We start from the raw sequence: 18,002 nt of genomic DNA on the forward strand, positions 1-18,002 counted from the left end.
GACATTCTGATTCACGAACAAAATACACAATTACAATCGCTTAAGCGGCCGCTTCTGAAAACACAGGTTTTATTTAAAAATAATAGCAATAAAAAAGGCGTAAACACAAGCACCCACGGTGCTCAGGTTTACGCCCTTTTGTCTTCTTTGAAACTTCTTAACTGAAGTTAAAAAAGCTTACTGGTTCAAGCGGTTTTAATTAACCGTTATAACGCTGCATAACAAGCGTTGCGTTAGTGCCGCCGAAACCAAAACTGTTAGACATAATTGTGTTTAACGTTGCTTCACGTGCTTGAGTAACAATATCTAGCCCTTGTGCCGCGTCGTCTAGCGTGTCGATATTAATTGATGGCGCAATAAAGTTATTCTCCATCATCAACAAGCTATAGATAGCTTCGTTTACACCCGCTGCACCTAGTGCGTGACCTGTCAGTGACTTAGTTGCACTAATAGGTACGCCCGCTTGGCCAAACACTTCTTGAATCGCCGCAAGTTCCTTCACGTCACCTACAGGCGTAGATGTGCCGTGGGTATTCAAGTAATCGATAGGCGCATCAATATTTTGCATTGCCATTTTCATACAGCGAATTGCGCCTTCACCCGACGGTGCAACCATGTCGAAACCGTCTGATGTAGCGCCGTAACCTACTACTTCGCCGTAGATTTTTGCGCCGCGTGCAAGCGCGTGCTCAAGTTCTTCAACAACAACCATACCGCCGCCGCCTGAACTTACAAAGCCGTCGCGTGCTGCGTCATAAGTACGTGATGCAACGGCAGGATTGTCGTTATATTTAGAGCTTAGTGCGCCCATAGCATCGAATTGGCTTGATAGTGACCAGTGTAATTCTTCACCGCCACCAGCGAATACTACGTCTTGCTTACCAAGCTGAATAAGCTCTAGCGCATTACCAATACAGTGGGCACTAGTTGCACACGCAGAGGCAATTGAATAGTTCACGCCGCGAATTTTAAACGGTGTCGCTAAGCAAGCCGATACCGTAGATGCCATACAACGAGGAACCATGTATGGACCAACACGCTTAACGCCTTTTTCGCGAAGAATATCAGCAGAAAGCACTTGGTTTTCAGAAGACGCGCCACCTGAGCCAGCAATAATACCTGTACGCTCGTTTGAAATGTCGCTTTCTTCTAAACCAGAGTCTGCAATGGCTTGTTGCATCGCTACGTATGCGTAGCCTGCCGCATCGCCCATAAAGCGCATGGCTTTACGATCAATATGGTCTTTCAAATCGATGTCGATGTTGCCCCAAACTTGGCTGCGAAGGCCCATTTCGGCGAACTGTTCTGAAAATGTAATTCCAGACTTACCCGCTTTAAGTGAAGCAAGTACGTCTTCTTTATTTACGCCGATGCTTGATACGATACCAAGACCGGTGATAACTGCTCTTCTCATAGTTTACCCTTTGCGTTGTTGCGGCTTATGGTAACGATTTTGAATGGTAAAGTGGTCTGCTCTGCCAATTGCCATACTCAAATTTGCCAAGTTTCAGCGTTGCAGTACCTGTTTCAATTCTGGGCTTATGTGTATAAACAGGTAGTTTCCCACTTCCCTTCTTTTTCGTTTTTGCCGTCTTCGTCTAAGCTTTCTTATTCGGAATAATTCCAATGTAGCACGAATGCACAGGGTCATGACCAGCGTTAATTTATACCTTCACAAAACCTTCAAAATAGCTTTAGCGGTTTCTTTTATTGACCAAAGTGAGCTCTAAGTTTGTTCTTAAATATTTTACCCGTATCTTCTCTGGGCAGAGAATCGAGTATTTGCAACATTTTAGGCCACTTGAACCGCGCCAGTTTGCCATCTAAATACCCGTGTAGCGCATCAATCGACAGCGCGTTGTCGGGTGAGCATTGAACAGCCACCACCACTTTCTCGCCATACTCAGCATCAGGCACACCGAATACCGCGCAGTCTGCAACCTCAGGCATTTCGATGATGACGCTTTCTATTTCAGCAGGAAATATATTGGCGCCACCTGAGATGATCATGTCTTTTTTCTATCGCAAATATATAAGTAGCCATCTTCGTCCACATAACCCATATCACCTAATGTCGTGAATTCACCAACATGTAAGTCGCTTTGCGTGCCCGTAGTATTGGTATATTTGAATGGCGCGAACATGGAAAGGTGCGCATATATAACGCCAACACCACCTACCTCGCACTCCTCTTTATCGTCGCTCAATATTTTAATCGCGGCACCGGGAATGGGCTTACCCACAGAATTTGGCTTATCTAATGCTTCTTGAGATGAAATTAGGGTCATAAAGCCTAATTCACTAGCACCATAAGATTCATAGAAAATTGGACCAAACCAGTTAATCATTGCTTCTTTCACATCGCTTGGCAGTGCGGACCCGGTTGATAAGGCAAATCGCAAGCTTGAAGTGTCGTATTTGCTTCTTATCGACTCGGGCAGTTTAAGTAGCCTCACCATCATGGTAGGAACAATATAGGCGTGAGTCAGCTTAAACCGCTCTATGTCTTGTAAAAAGCGTTCGGGGTCGAATTGAGGCTCAATGTATACATCAATATTGCCCGCTGCTAAACAGCAGAGCGTAAGCGCGTGTGGTGCACTGTGATAAAGCGGTGCCGAGACGAAAAAGCGATCACCTATTGATAGCTGCATTAACGCTTCAGACAGCCCTTTAAATATTAAATAAGGGTCTGGCCGCGTTAGGTCTTCATCTCGCTTAATACCTTTGGGTTTTCCGGTGCTGCCAGATGTGTAGGGAAACATGCCCTTAAAGCGTTTTGGCGGTTCATCGTGGCGCGTTGCGTTTGGGGCAGCTAATAGCGTATCAAGACACTGGTACTGTTCCCCAGTTTTCGCCTCTGATGCTAACAGTGAATTATCTGTTAAATGATAGCGCTCTAAAATACTTTCCGGCGTTTTAATCGTGTATATCGCAGACAAGGTGGGAACTTGTAATAAGGTTTGGCGGTCATTCTCACCCTTTAATAAATCGCGATGAGCGAACAGCACTTTAGCGCTGCAGTCGTCTAAAATAGGCAGAAGTTCGGCAACAGGGCTGTGCCAATTAAGCAGAACATAGCGCGAACCCACATATCGGCATGCCTCAACTATTTCAAATATATCGACATGGTTTCGCATAAAAATAGCTACCACATCGTTATCGCACACACCTTGCTCAGCCAGTGCACGTGCTATGATACGTGCACGATCATCCATTTCGTCTCTAGTGCGTTTGCAAATGCTTTGACCACATTGGTGAAACACGCCCGCCATACCTTCTCCCTGAACTATGTTCAATAGACTTAGCGCTAAATTTAACAAATTATTTACAATAACAATTAAATAAACGTATTGTTTTTACTGATAGATTGTTATTTGCAAAAGCAATAAGAAAAGAAGAGTTTTAAGCAGGTTCAAACTTTTGCGGAAAAACAAAAAGGTGACAGGTAGAATACGCGGCCAAACGTTCGAAATTTAGATAAAACTGAAGATTGCTGTGTTATTAAAAAAGCCAAGAACCATTGCTCTACGCATTTTTCAAAGTACGGTACCCCGACTTTCTTTCGTGGTGGCTGCCTTTATCATTGCTTCTGCAGCGACTGTCTCAGTAACAGCTGCGCCTATCGTCCTCCCCGCGCTACCAGAGCCAGTTTCAAACAATGCCGTAGCTTCTGTAACCATAGACGACACACAATATGTATTTAGTTTTATGGGGCTGGGCAAAGGCAAGACCCATAAAGACGTGCACAACCGTGCTTGGCAACTTGTTATCAACAACAAAGATAAACCTTTGCAATGGCAAGCCCTTACCCCAGTTCCATCCAGCCTTGCGCTTAAAGGCCGTTTAGCCTCCATAGCAGTGGGCGTTAATGACAGCATTTATATTTTTGGCGGTTACACGGTTGATGAAAATCACAATGAAATTAGTACGCCAGAAGTTTATAAATACGCTCCTGTAACAGGGGAATATAAGCTATTAACGCCTATGCCCGTGCCTGTTGATGATGCAACTGCTTTAGTTTACCAAGACCGTTACGTGTACTTAATTTCTGGCTGGCACAACGATGGGAACGTAAACCTTGTGCAGGTTTACGATACGCAAACCGCCCAATGGCAACAGGCGAGCCCTTTTCTTGGCAGTCCGGTATTCGGACAAGCTGGCGGCATCGTTAACAGCACTATGGTAATTTGTGACGGCGTATCAGTAACACCTCACAGCGATAAACGCCGCAGCTTCGCGCCAGAAACAGCCTGCTTTAAAGGTGAAATTGACAAGGAAAATCCATTCAAAATTGATTGGCGTACGCTTGACCATCCAACGGGTTCTGCGCGCTATCGCATGGCGGCAGCGGGCGATAAGGACACCAGTAAAATCTATTTTGTTGGCGGCTCGACTAATCCGTACAACTACAATGGCATTGGCTATAACGGCGAGCCTTCAACTGCAGATGACGCCATCTGGATCTTTGATATTGCTGAAGGCACTTGGGTTATCTCGAAAACAGAAGCTGAAGCACCTACGATGGATCATCGCGGATTAATTAACGTTAACGGTTCTTGGTACACCGTTGGCGGTATGCTTGGCGCACAGCTCGTGACCAGTAAAGTAATTCCGCACTTTTCAACACTCGCAGAAATGTCTTGTTTATCTAAAAGCCAGGCTAGCTCTGGCGTTTCAAAACAAGGATCGGATGGGCAAGCTGTTGAAGTAGTGAAAACCGCCTCCAATTCAAAGTGCCAACACCAAAACAATATAAACGGAGAAAAATAAACAGTGAAATCTAAGCATGCACAGGTTCATTTTAATGAGAGCGGTACGCCTGTCGCCGACCATTTTGACGACGTTTATTTTTCTAACGACAGCGGAATTGATGAAACCCAACACGTTTTTGTTGCAGGCAACGACCTTGCTGAGCGCTGGCAACAGTGGCGCAACCCTACTTTTGTCATCGCTGAAACAGGTTTTGGAACTGGGCTGAACTTTTTGGTCGCCATGCGTGCCTTTAACGAATTTAGAGCAGCGAACCCTGATCATCCGTTAAAGCGCCTGTATTTTATTACCACGGAAAAGTTTCCACTGCCTCAACAGGATATGCAGCGTGCGCTAGAAGCTTTTCCTGCTCTTAAAGACGAAGCGCAAGCACTCGCTTCACTTTACCCCATGGGCCTTGAAGGTTGTCATCGCCTTCATTTTGATAACCATTCAACCACACTCGACTTGTGGATTGGTGATGTACACGAGCTTTTGCCTCAATGGCATTCTCCTGTAAATGGCCTCATCGATGCCTGGTTTTTAGATGGTTTTGCACCAAGCAAAAACCCTGATATGTGGACAGATGCTCTGTTTAGCCAAATGGCTCGCTTGTCGAAAACTGGCACAACCTTTGGAACCTTTACCGCCGCAGGCATCGTAAAGCGTGGGCTAGCTGGTGTGGGTTTTACCATTAAAAAACGCAACGGTTTTGGCCGTAAGCGCGACATGCTGACCGGCGTTTTTAACCAAGACAATGAGAATGTTCAGCATAAACTTCGCCTGCCTGTTGGCCCCTACTATAGGTACGCGAACGACAGTTTAGATAAAACAAGTAAAGTCGCGGTAGTAGGCTCCGGCCTTGCAGCAGCTACGGCATGCTTGGCTTTAGTAAAACGCGGCATTAGCACCACTTTGTATTTTGATGGTGACACCCTTGCAAGCGGCGCATCTGGCAACCCGCAAGGCGGCTTTTACCCGCAGCTCCATAGCGAAGCAAGTATTGCCAGCCGCATTCAGGCGCACAGTTTTTTGTATGCTAGACAAGCCTACGACCACACAATTGAACATGCAAAAGCCTGTGGCCTAGCCGACGTTGCCCATGATTTCTGTGGCGTTATTCAACTAAGCTTTAACGACAAGGTAGCAGAACGCCAAAATAAATTGGCTGCTGCCGACGTATGGCCTGAAGCTTTGATCAAGCCCGTGGACAGCAAAGAAGTGAGCGATATAGCTAACCTAGCTCTTCCCTACTCTGGCTTATACATTGGCTTAGGCGGTTGGATTTCTCCTCCACAGCTAGTTACTGCCATGATTAAAGAAGCACTTCAAAGTGGCAAACTCGAGTTGAAACCCAATCATACCTATGTATCTCATGAGGCAGTTGAGACAACAAAGCAGCAGGTGCAAATTCGTTTTAACTTAGATAGCGCTGAGAGTGAAGCAGTTATTAGTGCCGATCACCTTATTCTTGCCCTTGGTGCAGGTGCGGTAAACGCTAGCGATTTTAACAGCCTGTCCCTTCGTCCTGTTCGCGGGCAGGTTGAAGCTATTCCCACCCAAATGCCAATTGAACAGCTTAACACTGTGTTGTGTCACAAAGGCTATATGACACCTGTATTCGAAGGTCGGCATGCGTTAGGTTCAACCTACGTTAAAAACGACTTAAGTACCGATGTACGAGGCGATGAAACTGAAATGAACCTCGCCACCCACGAACAGGCGCTGGCAAACACCGACATCGTGCAAGCATTACAACATGACGGTAAAGCCAGAGCGGCTACGCGTTTAGGTTCGCCCGACCACCAGCCAGTAGTAGGTGCACTGCATGATTTTAATGCGCTAAAAAAACACTACGATATGCTTGGTGTGGGCAAGCCGTTAACCAGCGCGCCAGTGTTGCCAACCAGCGTAGTTTCCACGCTTACTTGCTTAGGGTCACGAGGGTTAACTACAGCGCCTTTAATGGCAGAGATCTTGGTGAGCAGTCTATGTAATGAGCCGCTACCTTTGAGCAACGATTTGCTTAATGCAGTGAACACAAGCCGCTTTATGACTCGCGAAGCAATTAGAAGTCAGGGTTAATAAACCAAGAGGCCTTTGTGAAAATTCTCCTGTGCAAGACACAAAAGATCGGATGTTTAAAGGTTTTAAAGCGAACATGAAAGGAGTTCGCTTTGAAAAAACAGAGCGCAATGGAAGTAAATGGCTAGTTTACGCTAGCCATTTTATTTAAATCCATCACGATAAACGCAGGAATGTATACGTTGGCGCTTGCCACCACTTGTTTATTTTCCAGCGACACGATACGGGCGTTTACGCGGACGCCTCTGTCATCTTCAATGATGGTGCCAGTTACAACATGGTCCATTTCAACCTGTTTAGCGAGTGCAGTACCATCTCGAGTAAGTACGAAATCGCCGACTGGCGTCACGGTAATGCCACCTGCAAGCTTAAAGTCGACAACCGCTAACCCAAAGTCTTGCAGCTCGGCTATTAGATACTCTGAGAGCTGATTGCCTAACACGGTGCTGTCGCTCAACGACTGATTAAGCCTCACAAAACTCGCCACACCCACCATATCTTGCTGCGTAAGACGGGTTGCATTGTCCATTAACTCCATCGCAAGTTGCGAGGCGTAATCATTTAAGCGCTTATGCGTTTGTGAAGGTGAATAGCCATGGTGTAGTGGGTCTTTATAGCCGGGTTCAACTTCCACGTGCTGTTGATATTGTCTATCGCGAGAATCTGGTGTGTACTCCAGCCCTGAACGGCTTGGTACAGGTACTGGCTCGGCGTGATGAGTAATTTCACCGTCTTCCCCTAACCAGAACGAGCCCATAGACTCCGTGCTAGTGCACCCTGTCATACAAACACTCAGCATTACGCCAACGGCTACCCAACTGCTTGGCAAAAGCTTCTTTGTAAACACCATACTGAAACTCCTAGCCGCGACTTAGCTTAACGCCATCGCGCATACCGTTTTGCTGGCTACCGTCACTTGGAATAAGTGCATCTACTACGTAGAACGGCACTAACATTTGCGCAGTTGCCACAACTGCGCGCGACTCCATGCCCAAAATACGAGCGTTAACTAACACGCCACCTTGGTGCTTTGTCATCGTTCCCGTTAACACGTATTCAATAGGAAGGCTGCTGCTCAATTCCAGATAGTCTCGGCTTAATACAAAATCGCCATCGTCAGTAATACGAATATATTCAGTGGCTTTGAAGTCGATAACCGGCACGCGGAATTTATGCAGTTCGTGAACAAAAGATTCCGCCATCTGACGACCAAGCAAATCTGTTTTCTGCAAGTCAGTATCTAGTAGTGCGAAATGGGTTACACCAATAGGTGTCTTGTTATTCACATATTCCATATTGGCAATTAAGTCTTGCGCCATGTTCTTCACATAGTCGCCAATATGCTTGGTTAGAGGTCGACCCTTATACGCGCCCTGTACGCTCGAATACAAAGGAGGTTGACCGATAGCGCCGTACGCGTCCATACCCTGAGACTGGGTATCACTGGTATTTTCAACTGGCTTTGAGGGAGCGCGGTCGGCGGCAGTAATATCAATCACGTTCATGGCCGGGCGCTGAGGCGCTTGTTCGGCTACCTCTTCTTCCCCCATCATCATAGAGCACCCGCTGACGCTTAGCAGTGAAGCACAAAGCGAAAGCGCCGCGTATTGATTTCGTCTTTTCATGGGGTTACCTCGTACCTTCAGTTCTGTATAACTTGCCGTTTCTGGTGGTTACTTGTTCTTCGCGCCAAAATAGTTCGGCAGGGAAAAAGCGTGTTGCTGCAGCGACAATGTTTTTATTTCTAGCGTTGATAATTCGAGCGTTAACCACCGCGCCAGACTCTTGATACACCATAGTGCCGGTTATATAAAAATCGACGCGCTCAATGTTGGAAAGCTGGTCGATATCGCGGGTTAATACTCTGTCGCTCTCGTTACTAACAATTATATCGTTCGAAAGCTTAAATTCTTGAGTAGAAAAGCCTCTTTTCGTGGCCTCAGTAATCATTCCTTGTTCAAGTTGATGGCCCAACAACATTAGCGGATGTTGATGGCCAGCACTGTATTTCATAGTATCAGCAGGTACAAAGCCAACTACCGCATAGCGAGACTGACGTGCTGGACCCACATCAGCAAAAAGTTCGTTCGCCAACATATAGGTATGGTATTCCACATTACCCAACGCCGATACGTCGCTGGCATCGGTTTGCGCAAATTGACTCTTAGGTTCGTCAGATGAAGAGCAACCAGAGAGTAAGCCCATGAGAAGCGCGGTATATGCCAAGGCTTTCACGACTAAGCGACCATTTTCTGTCAGCAAAGCGTGAGAGACAGGTTTTGTCATACTTTTCATTACACGTGTCCAGTGAAAAACGTCAAATTTCTATCGGAAAGAAGCAAAAACTCATCGAAAAACAGTGATCAGCTACTACGCAAACCGACATTTTTAGTGTCTTTAAACATGCTTTTGCAAAATTCACACCAAAGAGAGGCTACAAGCAGCATTGACCGTTACATTGAAGGTTACATTGATAAAATTGCTGATAACCAAGTGACGTAAAGCGCCTAGTTTAAGGAGATATACCTTTCTCAGTGTTAAAAGAACTTGATGTTTATCGTCAGGCCGTGCATGAAAAGCGGAGGCGACTTGCCGCCTTAGGACAGAAAGCTGCCGATAATTAAATAGGCAATGATCACAATGCCAAGTGATTAAAAAAGCTTGAGAACTCCCGGGACTCTCATGCCGCGTTAATGACCAATTAGCTAAATAAACCTGCACATGCCTAAACCTAAACTTTCACCGTCACGAGGTTCAAAACCGAATTTAAGATAAAAACTTTCCTTACCATGCGCAGCCAACAAGCCAATGGTTGCGCCAGGTGCGCAGCAAGACTCCAAATGTGCAATCAACGTGTTCATTATTTTCGATCCCAAGCCTTTATTCTGATGTCCTGGATGAATAATGACGTCTTGAATATAAAAATACATTGCGCCATCGCCAATCACCCGACCACAGCCTACAAGGTTGCTGTCGAGGTAAATTGTTGCCCAAAACAACGAGGCATCAATACTTTTTTGAACAACCGATAAACACGGGTTACTCCATCCAATCAATTTTCTCAGACTGGCAAAGTCTTCAGCTGACGGAGGACTTTCTTTAACGGTGTAATTCGTATGCATCATTCGTCATTCCGCCCCTCGTTTTCGCAAAAGCTACCTAATTCGGTAATGTGAAGTAGTTCGCCCGACGGGCCCCATAGATAGAAAACACTTCCCCAATGTTGTTGCTCAATTGATGAAATTTTCGTTTTATGTAACGAGCGTGAGCACAAATCAAAAGCATCCTGAATGTCTGCTACACATATTTGTAGCATAAAGTTATTCGCCAATTCAGGATTATAAAAGCGCTGAAGAAAGAAGAGACAATCACCATTCTCAAACAGTGTTAGGTCTTCATTTACGTATGAAGCATTAAATCCAATCTCAGAATAAAATGCTTTAGAAATATCGTAGTTTTTGCTTGGAATAAAAGTCTTAATATCTATGACGTCCATATCTTGAGATCCCTCGCATTTCGCTGCTTTAAATTTAAGTCGTGGCTAAATGGCAATAACAGCAAGCATGTCTTCGCCATCTTCATCTAACCCCACCTCTTCGAAACCAAAGCTTGAATAGAAGGCTTTGGCGACAGGATTCTTGGGGTTATAGCATATCTCTATCTGTTTGAGCTCAGAAGTTTGCTTTATAAGCGTGATAGCTTGAGATAAAGCAACTCTGCCAATTCCATTATTCTGATGGCTCTCATCAATCATAAAGCGCCAAATGGACACTTTGGTTGGCGTTTCCTGAACCCACATCAAGAACCCTACGGGCTGGTCGTTGCAATAAATGGCTTTGCAGGTATGGTTCTCGTTGTAGAAAGACTCAACCAACGACCACATATTGCACGCTACAAACGCTTGTTGATCATCAGCCACATCCAAGTCACAAACCTGCTCATAGTTAGATTTGTTTATTTCTTCCAGTGAAATTTTCATCCTGTCTTCTTATAAATGCACGCTGCTTTCTTGCCATTATAAGCTGAAGTTCACTCAAGTCATCATTAGTCGTTTATAGCCATATTGATAGTAAAGGCCTAATTAACAAAGCCGAAAGGTACAGCCCAACGCCAAATACGACGTGATTAATAATACTGTGTAACCGAGCGGTATTAGGGTTAGGCGTTTTCGATGCGGCAATACCAGCGCCCATACCTGGCTGCAATATAAAGAACGGTGCAACGACCGTAGCGATACCGAGCGCCACTGCTGGACCTAGCGTCGGTTCGAACAACCAAGACTCTCCGCATATGAAAATAAGCAGTGCTGCATAGGCAATTCCAATTAGGTAATGGGCTGTCCACCCAATAGTACTTTCCCCGTGAACAGCATGGGCACTTGAAATAGAAGTATGACGTAACTGCCCTTTTCTCATGTGCCCTATCCAGCGCCCCACCATGCCCCAATTGGTAGGGGAAATACCAAACAATTGCTTTCTCAACAAGGCCCATAAATCCATCACTAAAGTAGCTCCAATACCTATCAGCAAGATAAAAACAATACTTTCCATATTCACTCTCAATAACTAGTTTCAATTAACATGAGATGCTAGCCTACAACTTCAAGTTAACTTTAAGTCAAGCATTCCTTTGGGAAAAGTATGGAAATATCTCAGGTCGCCAAAAAGTCAGGAGTGTCGGCATCAACACTGCGCTTTTATGAAGAAAAAGGCCTTATCAAATCTATTGGTCGACAAGGTATACGTCGCGTATTTAGCTCAAACGTACTAGAGCGCCTTGAATTAATCGCACTAGGCCGCGCAGCAGGTTTTTCGCTGGAAGAAATTTCTGGGATATTAGGAACCAATGCAAAGCCTGATATAGATCGCGATCTACTACTTAAAAAAGCGAACGAATTAGATGAAACAATCAAAAAATTAGAAGCAATGCGTGATGGTCTGCACCATGCAGCTGCTTGCACAGCACCGAGTCATTTGGAATGTCCGAGGTTTCGTCGATTGATGAACCTTGCAGCCGCAGGGGTGATTGAAGGCGTTGCCGCGAATAAAGCAGTAAAATAAAAATCCGTATCAATGGAAACCACTCAGCGCTTTGCGGGTACTAAAATCACCATCGCAGAGCTACCTCAAAATGGCAAAAATATGGCTATCGTAAAACCGTCCATTTTTAAAAATGGCGCGTTGCAATATCGCTTCTTGCTTAAACCCTGCATCTAACAGCAGCTTTTGCGAAGCAAGATTGGATGAAAATACGCAGGCAAAAATGCGCTCTATACTTGTGTTTGAGAAAGTAAGGGCGATAATTTGGCGCAGCGCGTCACGCATAATCCCTTTTCGCCAATGTGATGAACAAAGCCAGTACCCGACCTCTCCGGCTCTTTCATATTCAAAGTTTCCAGGGTTAACACCAATACACCCTACTAACTCGCCGTCGTACTCTACAGCTTTTATAAAACCCTCTTTGCTCCCCTCTTGAATCCACCATGTGGCATCTTCTTTTGTATAAGGGCTGGGAATTTTTGTCGACAGAAATTGCGTGACCGACGGTTGATTCAAAATATCTACCAGTCTACCTACATCGCTCATTTTAAAATCTCTGAGTGTTATCACGCGCTTTACTTCCCACCCGCTAAATCAATAAACGACCCTGTAACATATGAAGACTGAGGTGATAGAAGCCAGGCTATCGCCTGTGCGACTTCATCTGCTGTACCGCCCCGCTGCATAGGAATTTGTGAGCTTAACCGTTCTACTCTGCCAGGTTCACCACCATCGGCATGAATGTCTGTTTTAATAAAACCAGGCCGGACGCTGTTTACACGAATGTTCTTCGCAGCAAGTTCTAATGAAAGCCCTTTGGTGAATGAATCCATTGCCCCTTTCGACGTCGCATAGTCAACGTATTCAAAAGGAGCACCAGTACGAGAGGCAATGGACGAAACATTAACGATTGCGCCTCCTGCAACGCTTTGTTTTACAAAAGCCTTTGAACACAAGAATGCGCTAAGCACATTGGTATTAAGTACTTTGGTGAAGCGCTCTGCACTGACGTTAATTAACTCAGTTTTGGTAAATAAAACACCCACATTGTTAACCAAATGCGTTACCTCCCCCCACTGTTCCCTTACATATTCGAACATGTCCAGCACTTGCGCTTCATCTGAAACATCGGCTTTATGAGCAAATGCAATGCCTCCGTTGTCAGTTATCGACGCGCACACCCTATCCGCAGCATTTTTATCTGATAGGTAATTAACGCAAACCTTATAATCGTTACTTCCCAACAATTTAGCAGTTGCGGCACCAATACCACGACTAGCACCTGTGACAATAACTACCTTGCCCACAATTTGATTCCCTTAACTGGCCATTGAACGTGGCGCTAATTTTATAAGACTAACTTACCAGCTAGTTCTGGCTTCAGAAAGTCTTATTCACCATTGACACATAAACAGAAAACTTCACAATGGTTCTACTTTATATTCACTCGCGATCATTAATGCTGTACCTTTCTGAATTTCAAATAAAGCTTTCTAATCAATACATTACTCCTGCATTTTCGCTAGCGCTCTGTACTGAAAGTGCGCCGTCCCACTTCCTTATTGCAGGTAGAAACAGTAGCGGAAAGTCACTCTTAATTTCCGCGCTTGCCGGTAATGGGAAGGTAGCAAGCGGTAGTCGTGAATGTACTTCGGTTGTTGCAGAGGTATCGGTTTTTAAACAGCAAGCGATAATTGAAGAAGAAAAACAAAAAGACAGTGCAGATATTTTAGACGTAATAGCTGAGCCAACACAGGTTCGCGAACTATTCGCACAGACTAATGAGGATTATCAAAACCACCCTTATTACGACGAACTCGCCTCTGCGCTTAGAATTGAGCATTTGCTAGATAATGGGTTTCTTTCACTTTCAACAGGTGAAACCCGCAAGATTATTATCATGTTGGCATGGTTAAGTAATGCCTCTATTATTTTGCTTGATGAACCCTTCGAAGGTTTAGATGCTGAAGCGATAAGCGCATTTAGTCGCTTTCTTGTCTCTCAGCAGCAAGCTTCTTTAGTACTTACCGCCAACAAACTCGCAGATATTCCAAAGAATATGCAAGCCCAGTTGATTGTCATGGATGACTTGGCTATTACGTGGAAATCTGAAGATAAACTTAACTATGACGGTTTGCGCTCAGAACTAAGCACCTGGTTTGCACTAGAGTCTGATGATATCGATGTTCCCTCAGCCCTTAACGCTAAAGACAAACACGGCGATGACCCCAATCGCAATAACCGAAACCTCAATGATCAAAACAGTGAGTTAGATTCACTTCCTCATACCTTAATTCAGCTTAAAGATGGATTCGTGCGCTTCGATGAGCGAACCGTATTTGAAAAGCTTAACTTTACGCTTAACAAAAATGAGCATTGGCAGATCACTGGTCCAAATGGGTCAGGCAAAACCTGTTTGCTTCAAATGTTTACCGGTGATAATTCCCATTGTTATACCAACGATTTAACAATGTTTGGCATAAAACGTGGCACAGGCGAAAGCATATGGGACATTAAAAAGCACATTGGAATTATGTCGAATGCGCTCCACATGCAGTACAAAGTGAATGCAAGTGTTGAGCACGTTATCATTTCAGGCTTTCACGACAGTATTGGTCTGTACACTCGCCCCACGCTAGCGGAACGCATGGTGGCAGAGCAGTGGCTTGAAGTACTGGGTTTGAAACAGAAAAAGAACTCGCCGTTTCAGTCGCTGTCTTTTGGTGACCAGCGATTAGTACTTATTGCACGTTCTATGGTTAAGCACCCCGCCGTGCTTATTTTGGATGAACCTTGCAATGGTTTAGATGACTTCAACCGACAGAAAGCGCTTAAGCTTATTGATATATTGGCTAGGGCTGGCACAAGTACACTGCTGTATGTGAATCACCATGCAGAAGAACGCATTCCTAGCATTCACAATACGTTAAATATGAAAGACTATAATGTTTAAGGGTATATGTTGAAAACCTTGGCTTTTCAAGTTTTCGCTAAAAAGGTGTGGCACTTGCCTGTAAGACAATTAGCCTTAAAGCTGGAAGCTTAAAAGCTAATATTTAAAAATATTAGCGAGGCTAGGTACCGAGAAAGAAAAAAGCGCTATCACAAGGGAAAACTCATGGAAAAAGTGATAGCGCCGAAGTAACCGAGGGTGAGGTACAATAAGAACTTAAAAACTACATGGGATCCAGGGTAAGCAACACGCGATGAGTACCAGGTATGACTTTGCAGGACCGATGCACGGCGGCAAATTCTTCATGGCCCTGCCACGACTTACCTTTAAGTAAACCCACATCAAACGCGTTCATTTGCCTAACGCTGCTCTCTCGATAGTGCTGGCCCAACCTATTCTTAGTAAGCCCTTGTGTATTCGCGTCGTTAAGACCAATCATTTGGCGTGTAACCACACTTTCTTTCGGCAGCCACTCTGTACCTTCGCCTAAATAAGTATTCACCAACCGAACAGGAATATTGTCCACATGAAAGCTTGGGCACATTGCTGATGAAAGGGGCACTAACCTTACGCCCACACTGTCACAGTCAAATAGCGTGGTGAGCATGTCAGACAGCAAATAAATATCGTCAATGGCAGCCTGCTTTCCGGCACTATTTCTTCCATCAGGTAAAAGCTTTGCGATTTCCTCTTTCAGTGATATTAAAGAGAAAACACCGCGAATCCCCATTCCTAATGATTTAAAAATGTCGTCATAATATTGCGAGATGAGTGGCGTTTCGGGCCTTGTCCATATGGCAACGCTAATACCTTTATCAAAGATATCGCCCAACACCATAGCATCGGCGCTTGAACGCCAAGATTCGCTGTGTTCAAAGGAAGTAATGTGGTCTTGTAGCGCCTGCATATTAGTGCTCCCACGCAGGAAATGGGTCAGGCATTTCAGCCCAAACATGATGACCTTGAATAAGCTGTTCGTCTGTTAACAAGCAACTATCTAACCGCTCGATAATGTCGTTTTTATTAAGCCCTTGCCCAATGAACACCAGCTCTTGACGCATGTCACCGAAGGGCTCCATCCATTGTTCTTCAATCGCTTTAAGGTATTCAGGGTCTTCTGGCCACTGCTCTTTGGGTACGGCTTTCCAAAATAGTCCAGCGGCCCCGTATCTCGCCATACCGCCAGCTTGGCTCCAGCTGCCCGCTAATTGAGGGCGTGTTGCCAGCCAGAAGAAGCCTTTTGAACGAATTAATTTACCTGCAATGTCTTTACTATGAATAAAATCATAAAACTTTTGCGGATCAAACGGACGTCGCGCTTCGTACGAAAAGCTGCTTATACCAAACTCTTCAGTCTCTGGTACGTGCTCGCCACGCATTTCTTTCAGCCAACCGGGCGACTGCTGAGCACGCTCGAAGCTAAATCGCCCTGTGTTCAGCACTTTGTCGAGGGGCACTTTTCCATGCTCGATCGGAACTTGAATAGCCTCGGTGTTGAGGGTTTGCAGAATACTTTTAAGGCGCGCCAACTCTTGTTCAGAGACTAAGTCGGTTTTGCTTATTAGCAATATATCAGCAAATTCCACTTGTTCGACCAACAAGTCTGCCACACTTCGCTCGTCTTCCTCCCCCAAGCTCTCACCCACTTCGTTGAGAAACTTAGCTTCGTCATAGTCTTTAAGAAAATTCAATGCATCGACAACGGTAACCATCGAATCGAGGCGTGATATTTCCGACAAGCTTTTACCGTCTTCATCGGCAAACGTGAAGGTCTCAGCTACAGGTAAAGGCTCCGAAATACCTGTAGACTCTATTACCAGATAATCGTATTTACCTTCATGCGCTAAACGCTCTATCTCTTCAAGCAAATCTTCTCGCAACGTGCAGCAAATACAGCCATTGCTCATTTCAACTAGCTTTTCTTCGGCTCGATTAAAGCTAATTTCATTTTTCACCGTAGCAGCATCGATATTGATTTCACTCATATCGTTAACAATAACGGCTACTCTTAATCCATCACGATTATTCAGAATATGATTTAGAACCGTGGTCTTACCGGCGCCTAGGAAGCCCGAAAGTACGGTAACGGGAAGCTGAGTTTGAATTGACATAACGACTCGCTAAGTTTCATTTTAAATCTCGAATTTAATAAATGTTATAACATAACAATTAAAATGAAAATAACGATATGATTAATTTATTGCAAAACGCTTGCGGTATTCCACCGGACTAAGCCCATACTCTTTACGGAATATCTTCCTAAACGCATTGACGTTTTGATAGCCCACGTTGAATGCAATATCAGCAATGCTGCGCGTTGATACTTCAATTTGCTGACAAGCATGATGAAGTCTCAGCTTCTGCAGATAATCGATGACTGACATACCTAACGCTTGCGCAAATCTTCGCTGTAAGGTTCGCTGACTAACGAAAGTGTGGCTAGCTAAATCGCTAAGAGAAATTGGCTGACTGTAATGGTTTGCCAAGTAATTTTGCGCTTTAACAACGAGAGCATCGCCATGATCTTTTTTAGGTGAAAACTGGTGATAAAAGCCTTGCTCCCTGTAACCTGTATCCACCACCATCTCTTTAGAAAGATTCAAGGCAATGGTGGGTGAACTTAAGGTCGATATGATTTCAAACACAAGATCAATCCACGCCATTCTCCCGCCAGCTGTTATTACACCCTCCCCGTTTACCACGATAGCCTTAGCATCTAGCTTTGCTGTGGGAAAGGTTGCCATGAAGTGATCGGCAATTCGCCAGTGTGTAGTACACACTTTGTTATCTAAAAATCCCCCTTTGCCAAGAATAAATGCACCTACGCAAGCAGATGCGAGCAATGCACCTTGGGACTGCATGACTTCCATATAGTTGATGAGTGATGTGAAGTCATGCTCAAAAAATGTTTCACTCATGCTTGGCGGCAAGATGACCACATCAACCAGTGCATTTGAATTCAACTGTTCCGCTTTGTAAATACTCGCGCTAAATGCCACATCAGCGTTGATTTGCTCACACATCGTATTTGCTAACTCTAACATCTCAACGATGCCGTAAAGCGCAGATTGGCTTGCGGTTGGATAGTTTATTACTGCTATTTTTATTTCTTTCATCGTTTCATTGTCGTTCTGTGAACGCTGTCGCATTTGGCGCGCTTTTTGTCATTATCGTCA

General features: G+C 44.8%; 17 protein-coding genes and 1 pseudogene. 4 read left to right on the top strand and 14 right to left on the bottom strand.

Annotated elements, in window-relative coordinates; genetic code table 11:
• Positions 1-199: 199 nt before the first annotated feature.
• Positions 200-1,414, bottom strand: coding sequence for a beta-ketoacyl-ACP synthase I (gene fabB, locus MASE_RS11685; protein WP_014949953.1), 1,215 nt, complete (start codon positions 1,412-1,414; stop codon positions 200-202).
• 293 nt (positions 1,415-1,707) lie between these two features.
• Positions 1,708-3,272 (bottom strand): annotated as a pseudogene (locus MASE_RS11690) (AMP-binding protein).
• 223 nt (positions 3,273-3,495) lie between these two features.
• On the opposite strand from MASE_RS11690, the gene MASE_RS11695 reads away from it, so the two are divergent.
• Positions 3,496-4,770: a Kelch repeat-containing protein gene (locus MASE_RS11695; protein ID WP_014949954.1), complete on the top strand. Its 1,275-nt coding sequence runs from the start codon at positions 3,496-3,498 to the stop codon at positions 4,768-4,770.
• Positions 4,771-4,773: 3 nt separating this feature from the next.
• Complete coding sequence (mnmC, locus tag MASE_RS11700; RefSeq protein WP_014949955.1) at positions 4,774-6,834, top strand: bifunctional tRNA (5-methylaminomethyl-2-thiouridine)(34)-methyltransferase MnmC2/FAD-dependent 5-carboxymethylaminomethyl-2-thiouridine(34) oxidoreductase MnmC1; 2,061 nt, start codon at positions 4,774-4,776, stop codon at positions 6,832-6,834.
• Positions 6,835-6,958: 124 nt separating this feature from the next.
• On the opposite strand, the gene MASE_RS11705 is transcribed toward mnmC, so the two are convergent.
• From MASE_RS11705 to MASE_RS11740, 7 genes are all read right to left on the bottom strand, one after another.
• Entirely contained in the window at positions 6,959-7,684 is a 726-nt protein-coding gene (locus MASE_RS11705; protein ID WP_014949956.1) for a FlgO family outer membrane protein, read from the bottom strand.
• Between the two features lie 10 nt (positions 7,685-7,694).
• Positions 7,695-8,459: a FlgO family outer membrane protein gene (locus MASE_RS11710; protein ID WP_014949957.1), complete on the bottom strand. Its 765-nt coding sequence runs from the start codon at positions 8,457-8,459 to the stop codon at positions 7,695-7,697.
• Between the two features lie 4 nt (positions 8,460-8,463).
• Positions 8,464-9,129 (bottom strand): FlgO family outer membrane protein, encoded by a 666-nt coding sequence (locus MASE_RS11715; protein ID WP_014949958.1) that lies wholly within the window; start codon positions 9,127-9,129, stop codon positions 8,464-8,466.
• A gap of 410 nt (positions 9,130-9,539) precedes the next feature.
• Complete coding sequence (locus MASE_RS11725; RefSeq protein WP_014949960.1) at positions 9,540-9,959, bottom strand: GNAT family N-acetyltransferase; 420 nt, start codon at positions 9,957-9,959, stop codon at positions 9,540-9,542.
• The gene (locus MASE_RS11730; protein ID WP_014949961.1) at positions 9,956-10,330 is read right to left on the bottom strand and encodes a VOC family protein; all 375 of its coding nucleotides are present in this window, start codon (positions 10,328-10,330) and stop codon (positions 9,956-9,958) included. Before MASE_RS11730 ends, MASE_RS11725 begins: the two co-directional genes overlap by 4 nt.
• Positions 10,331-10,375: 45 nt before the next feature.
• Positions 10,376-10,813: a GNAT family N-acetyltransferase gene (locus tag MASE_RS11735; protein ID WP_014949962.1), complete on the bottom strand. Its 438-nt coding sequence runs from the start codon at positions 10,811-10,813 to the stop codon at positions 10,376-10,378.
• 73 nt (positions 10,814-10,886) lie between these two features.
• Complete coding sequence (locus tag MASE_RS11740) at positions 10,887-11,384, bottom strand: DUF2938 domain-containing protein (protein ID WP_014949963.1); 498 nt, start codon at positions 11,382-11,384, stop codon at positions 10,887-10,889.
• Positions 11,385-11,474: 90 nt separating this feature from the next.
• Here MASE_RS11740 and MASE_RS11745 point away from each other — a divergent pair, with 90 nt between their 5' ends.
• Complete coding sequence (locus MASE_RS11745; RefSeq protein WP_014949964.1) at positions 11,475-11,894, top strand: helix-turn-helix domain-containing protein; 420 nt, start codon at positions 11,475-11,477, stop codon at positions 11,892-11,894.
• A 60-nt stretch (positions 11,895-11,954) separates the two neighbouring features.
• Here MASE_RS11745 and MASE_RS11750 read toward each other — a convergent pair whose 3' ends face one another.
• Both MASE_RS11750 and MASE_RS11755 read right to left on the bottom strand, forming a co-directional pair.
• The gene (locus MASE_RS11750) at positions 11,955-12,443 is read right to left on the bottom strand and encodes a GNAT family N-acetyltransferase (RefSeq protein WP_080589185.1); all 489 of its coding nucleotides are present in this window, start codon (positions 12,441-12,443) and stop codon (positions 11,955-11,957) included.
• A 5-nt stretch (positions 12,444-12,448) separates the two neighbouring features.
• Entirely contained in the window at positions 12,449-13,180 is a 732-nt protein-coding gene (locus MASE_RS11755; RefSeq protein ID WP_014949966.1) for an SDR family oxidoreductase, read from the bottom strand.
• A gap of 119 nt (positions 13,181-13,299) precedes the next feature.
• Here MASE_RS11755 and MASE_RS11760 point away from each other — a divergent pair, with 119 nt between their 5' ends.
• The gene (locus MASE_RS11760; protein WP_014949967.1) at positions 13,300-14,826 is read left to right on the top strand and encodes an ATP-binding cassette domain-containing protein; all 1,527 of its coding nucleotides are present in this window, start codon (positions 13,300-13,302) and stop codon (positions 14,824-14,826) included.
• Between the two features lie 223 nt (positions 14,827-15,049).
• Here MASE_RS11760 and MASE_RS11765 read toward each other — a convergent pair whose 3' ends face one another.
• The 3 genes from MASE_RS11765 to MASE_RS11775 form a co-directional block, all read right to left on the bottom strand.
• On the bottom strand, positions 15,050-15,733 hold the full coding sequence (locus MASE_RS11765; protein ID WP_014949968.1) for a DUF1826 domain-containing protein: 684 nt from the start codon (positions 15,731-15,733) through the stop codon (positions 15,050-15,052).
• Between the two features lies 1 nt (position 15,734).
• Positions 15,735-16,937, bottom strand: coding sequence for a zinc metallochaperone GTPase ZigA (gene zigA / locus MASE_RS11770; RefSeq protein ID WP_014949969.1), 1,203 nt, complete (start codon positions 16,935-16,937; stop codon positions 15,735-15,737).
• An 81-nt stretch (positions 16,938-17,018) separates the two neighbouring features.
• A complete protein-coding gene (locus MASE_RS11775; protein WP_014949970.1) occupies positions 17,019-17,975 on the bottom strand; it encodes a GlxA family transcriptional regulator in 957 nt (318 codons plus the stop codon).
• Positions 17,976-18,002: the final 27 nt, after the last annotated feature.

The organism is Alteromonas macleodii ATCC 27126 (genome assembly GCF_000172635.2).
Classification (GTDB): domain Bacteria; phylum Pseudomonadota; class Gammaproteobacteria; order Enterobacterales; family Alteromonadaceae; genus Alteromonas; species Alteromonas macleodii.

Excerpts from the sequence above, each read along its gene's own strand:
- fabB (WP_014949953.1), bottom strand. The coding sequence starts at position 1,414 with ATGAGAAGAGCAGTTATCACCGGTCTTGGTATCGTATCAAGCATCGGC.
- MASE_RS11705 (WP_014949956.1), bottom strand. The coding sequence starts at position 7,684 with ATGGTGTTTACAAAGAAGCTTTTGCCAAGCAGTTGGGTAGCCGTTGGC.
- MASE_RS11710 (WP_014949957.1), bottom strand. The coding sequence starts at position 8,459 with ATGAAAAGACGAAATCAATACGCGGCGCTTTCGCTTTGTGCTTCACTG.
- MASE_RS11715 (WP_014949958.1), bottom strand. The coding sequence starts at position 9,129 with ATGAAAAGTATGACAAAACCTGTCTCTCACGCTTTGCTGACAGAAAAT.
- MASE_RS11725 (WP_014949960.1), bottom strand. The coding sequence starts at position 9,959 with ATGATGCATACGAATTACACCGTTAAAGAAAGTCCTCCGTCAGCTGAA.
- MASE_RS11730 (WP_014949961.1), bottom strand. The coding sequence starts at position 10,330 with ATGGACGTCATAGATATTAAGACTTTTATTCCAAGCAAAAACTACGAT.
- MASE_RS11735 (WP_014949962.1), bottom strand. The coding sequence starts at position 10,813 with ATGAAAATTTCACTGGAAGAAATAAACAAATCTAACTATGAGCAGGTT.
- MASE_RS11740 (WP_014949963.1), bottom strand. The coding sequence starts at position 11,384 with ATGGAAAGTATTGTTTTTATCTTGCTGATAGGTATTGGAGCTACTTTA.
- MASE_RS11745 (WP_014949964.1), top strand. The coding sequence starts at position 11,475 with ATGGAAATATCTCAGGTCGCCAAAAAGTCAGGAGTGTCGGCATCAACA.
- MASE_RS11760 (WP_014949967.1), top strand. The coding sequence starts at position 13,300 with ATGGTTCTACTTTATATTCACTCGCGATCATTAATGCTGTACCTTTCT.
- MASE_RS11765 (WP_014949968.1), bottom strand. The coding sequence starts at position 15,733 with ATGCAGGCGCTACAAGACCACATTACTTCCTTTGAACACAGCGAATCT.
- zigA (WP_014949969.1), bottom strand. The coding sequence starts at position 16,937 with ATGTCAATTCAAACTCAGCTTCCCGTTACCGTACTTTCGGGCTTCCTA.
- MASE_RS11775 (WP_014949970.1), bottom strand. The coding sequence starts at position 17,975 with ATGCGACAGCGTTCACAGAACGACAATGAAACGATGAAAGAAATAAAA.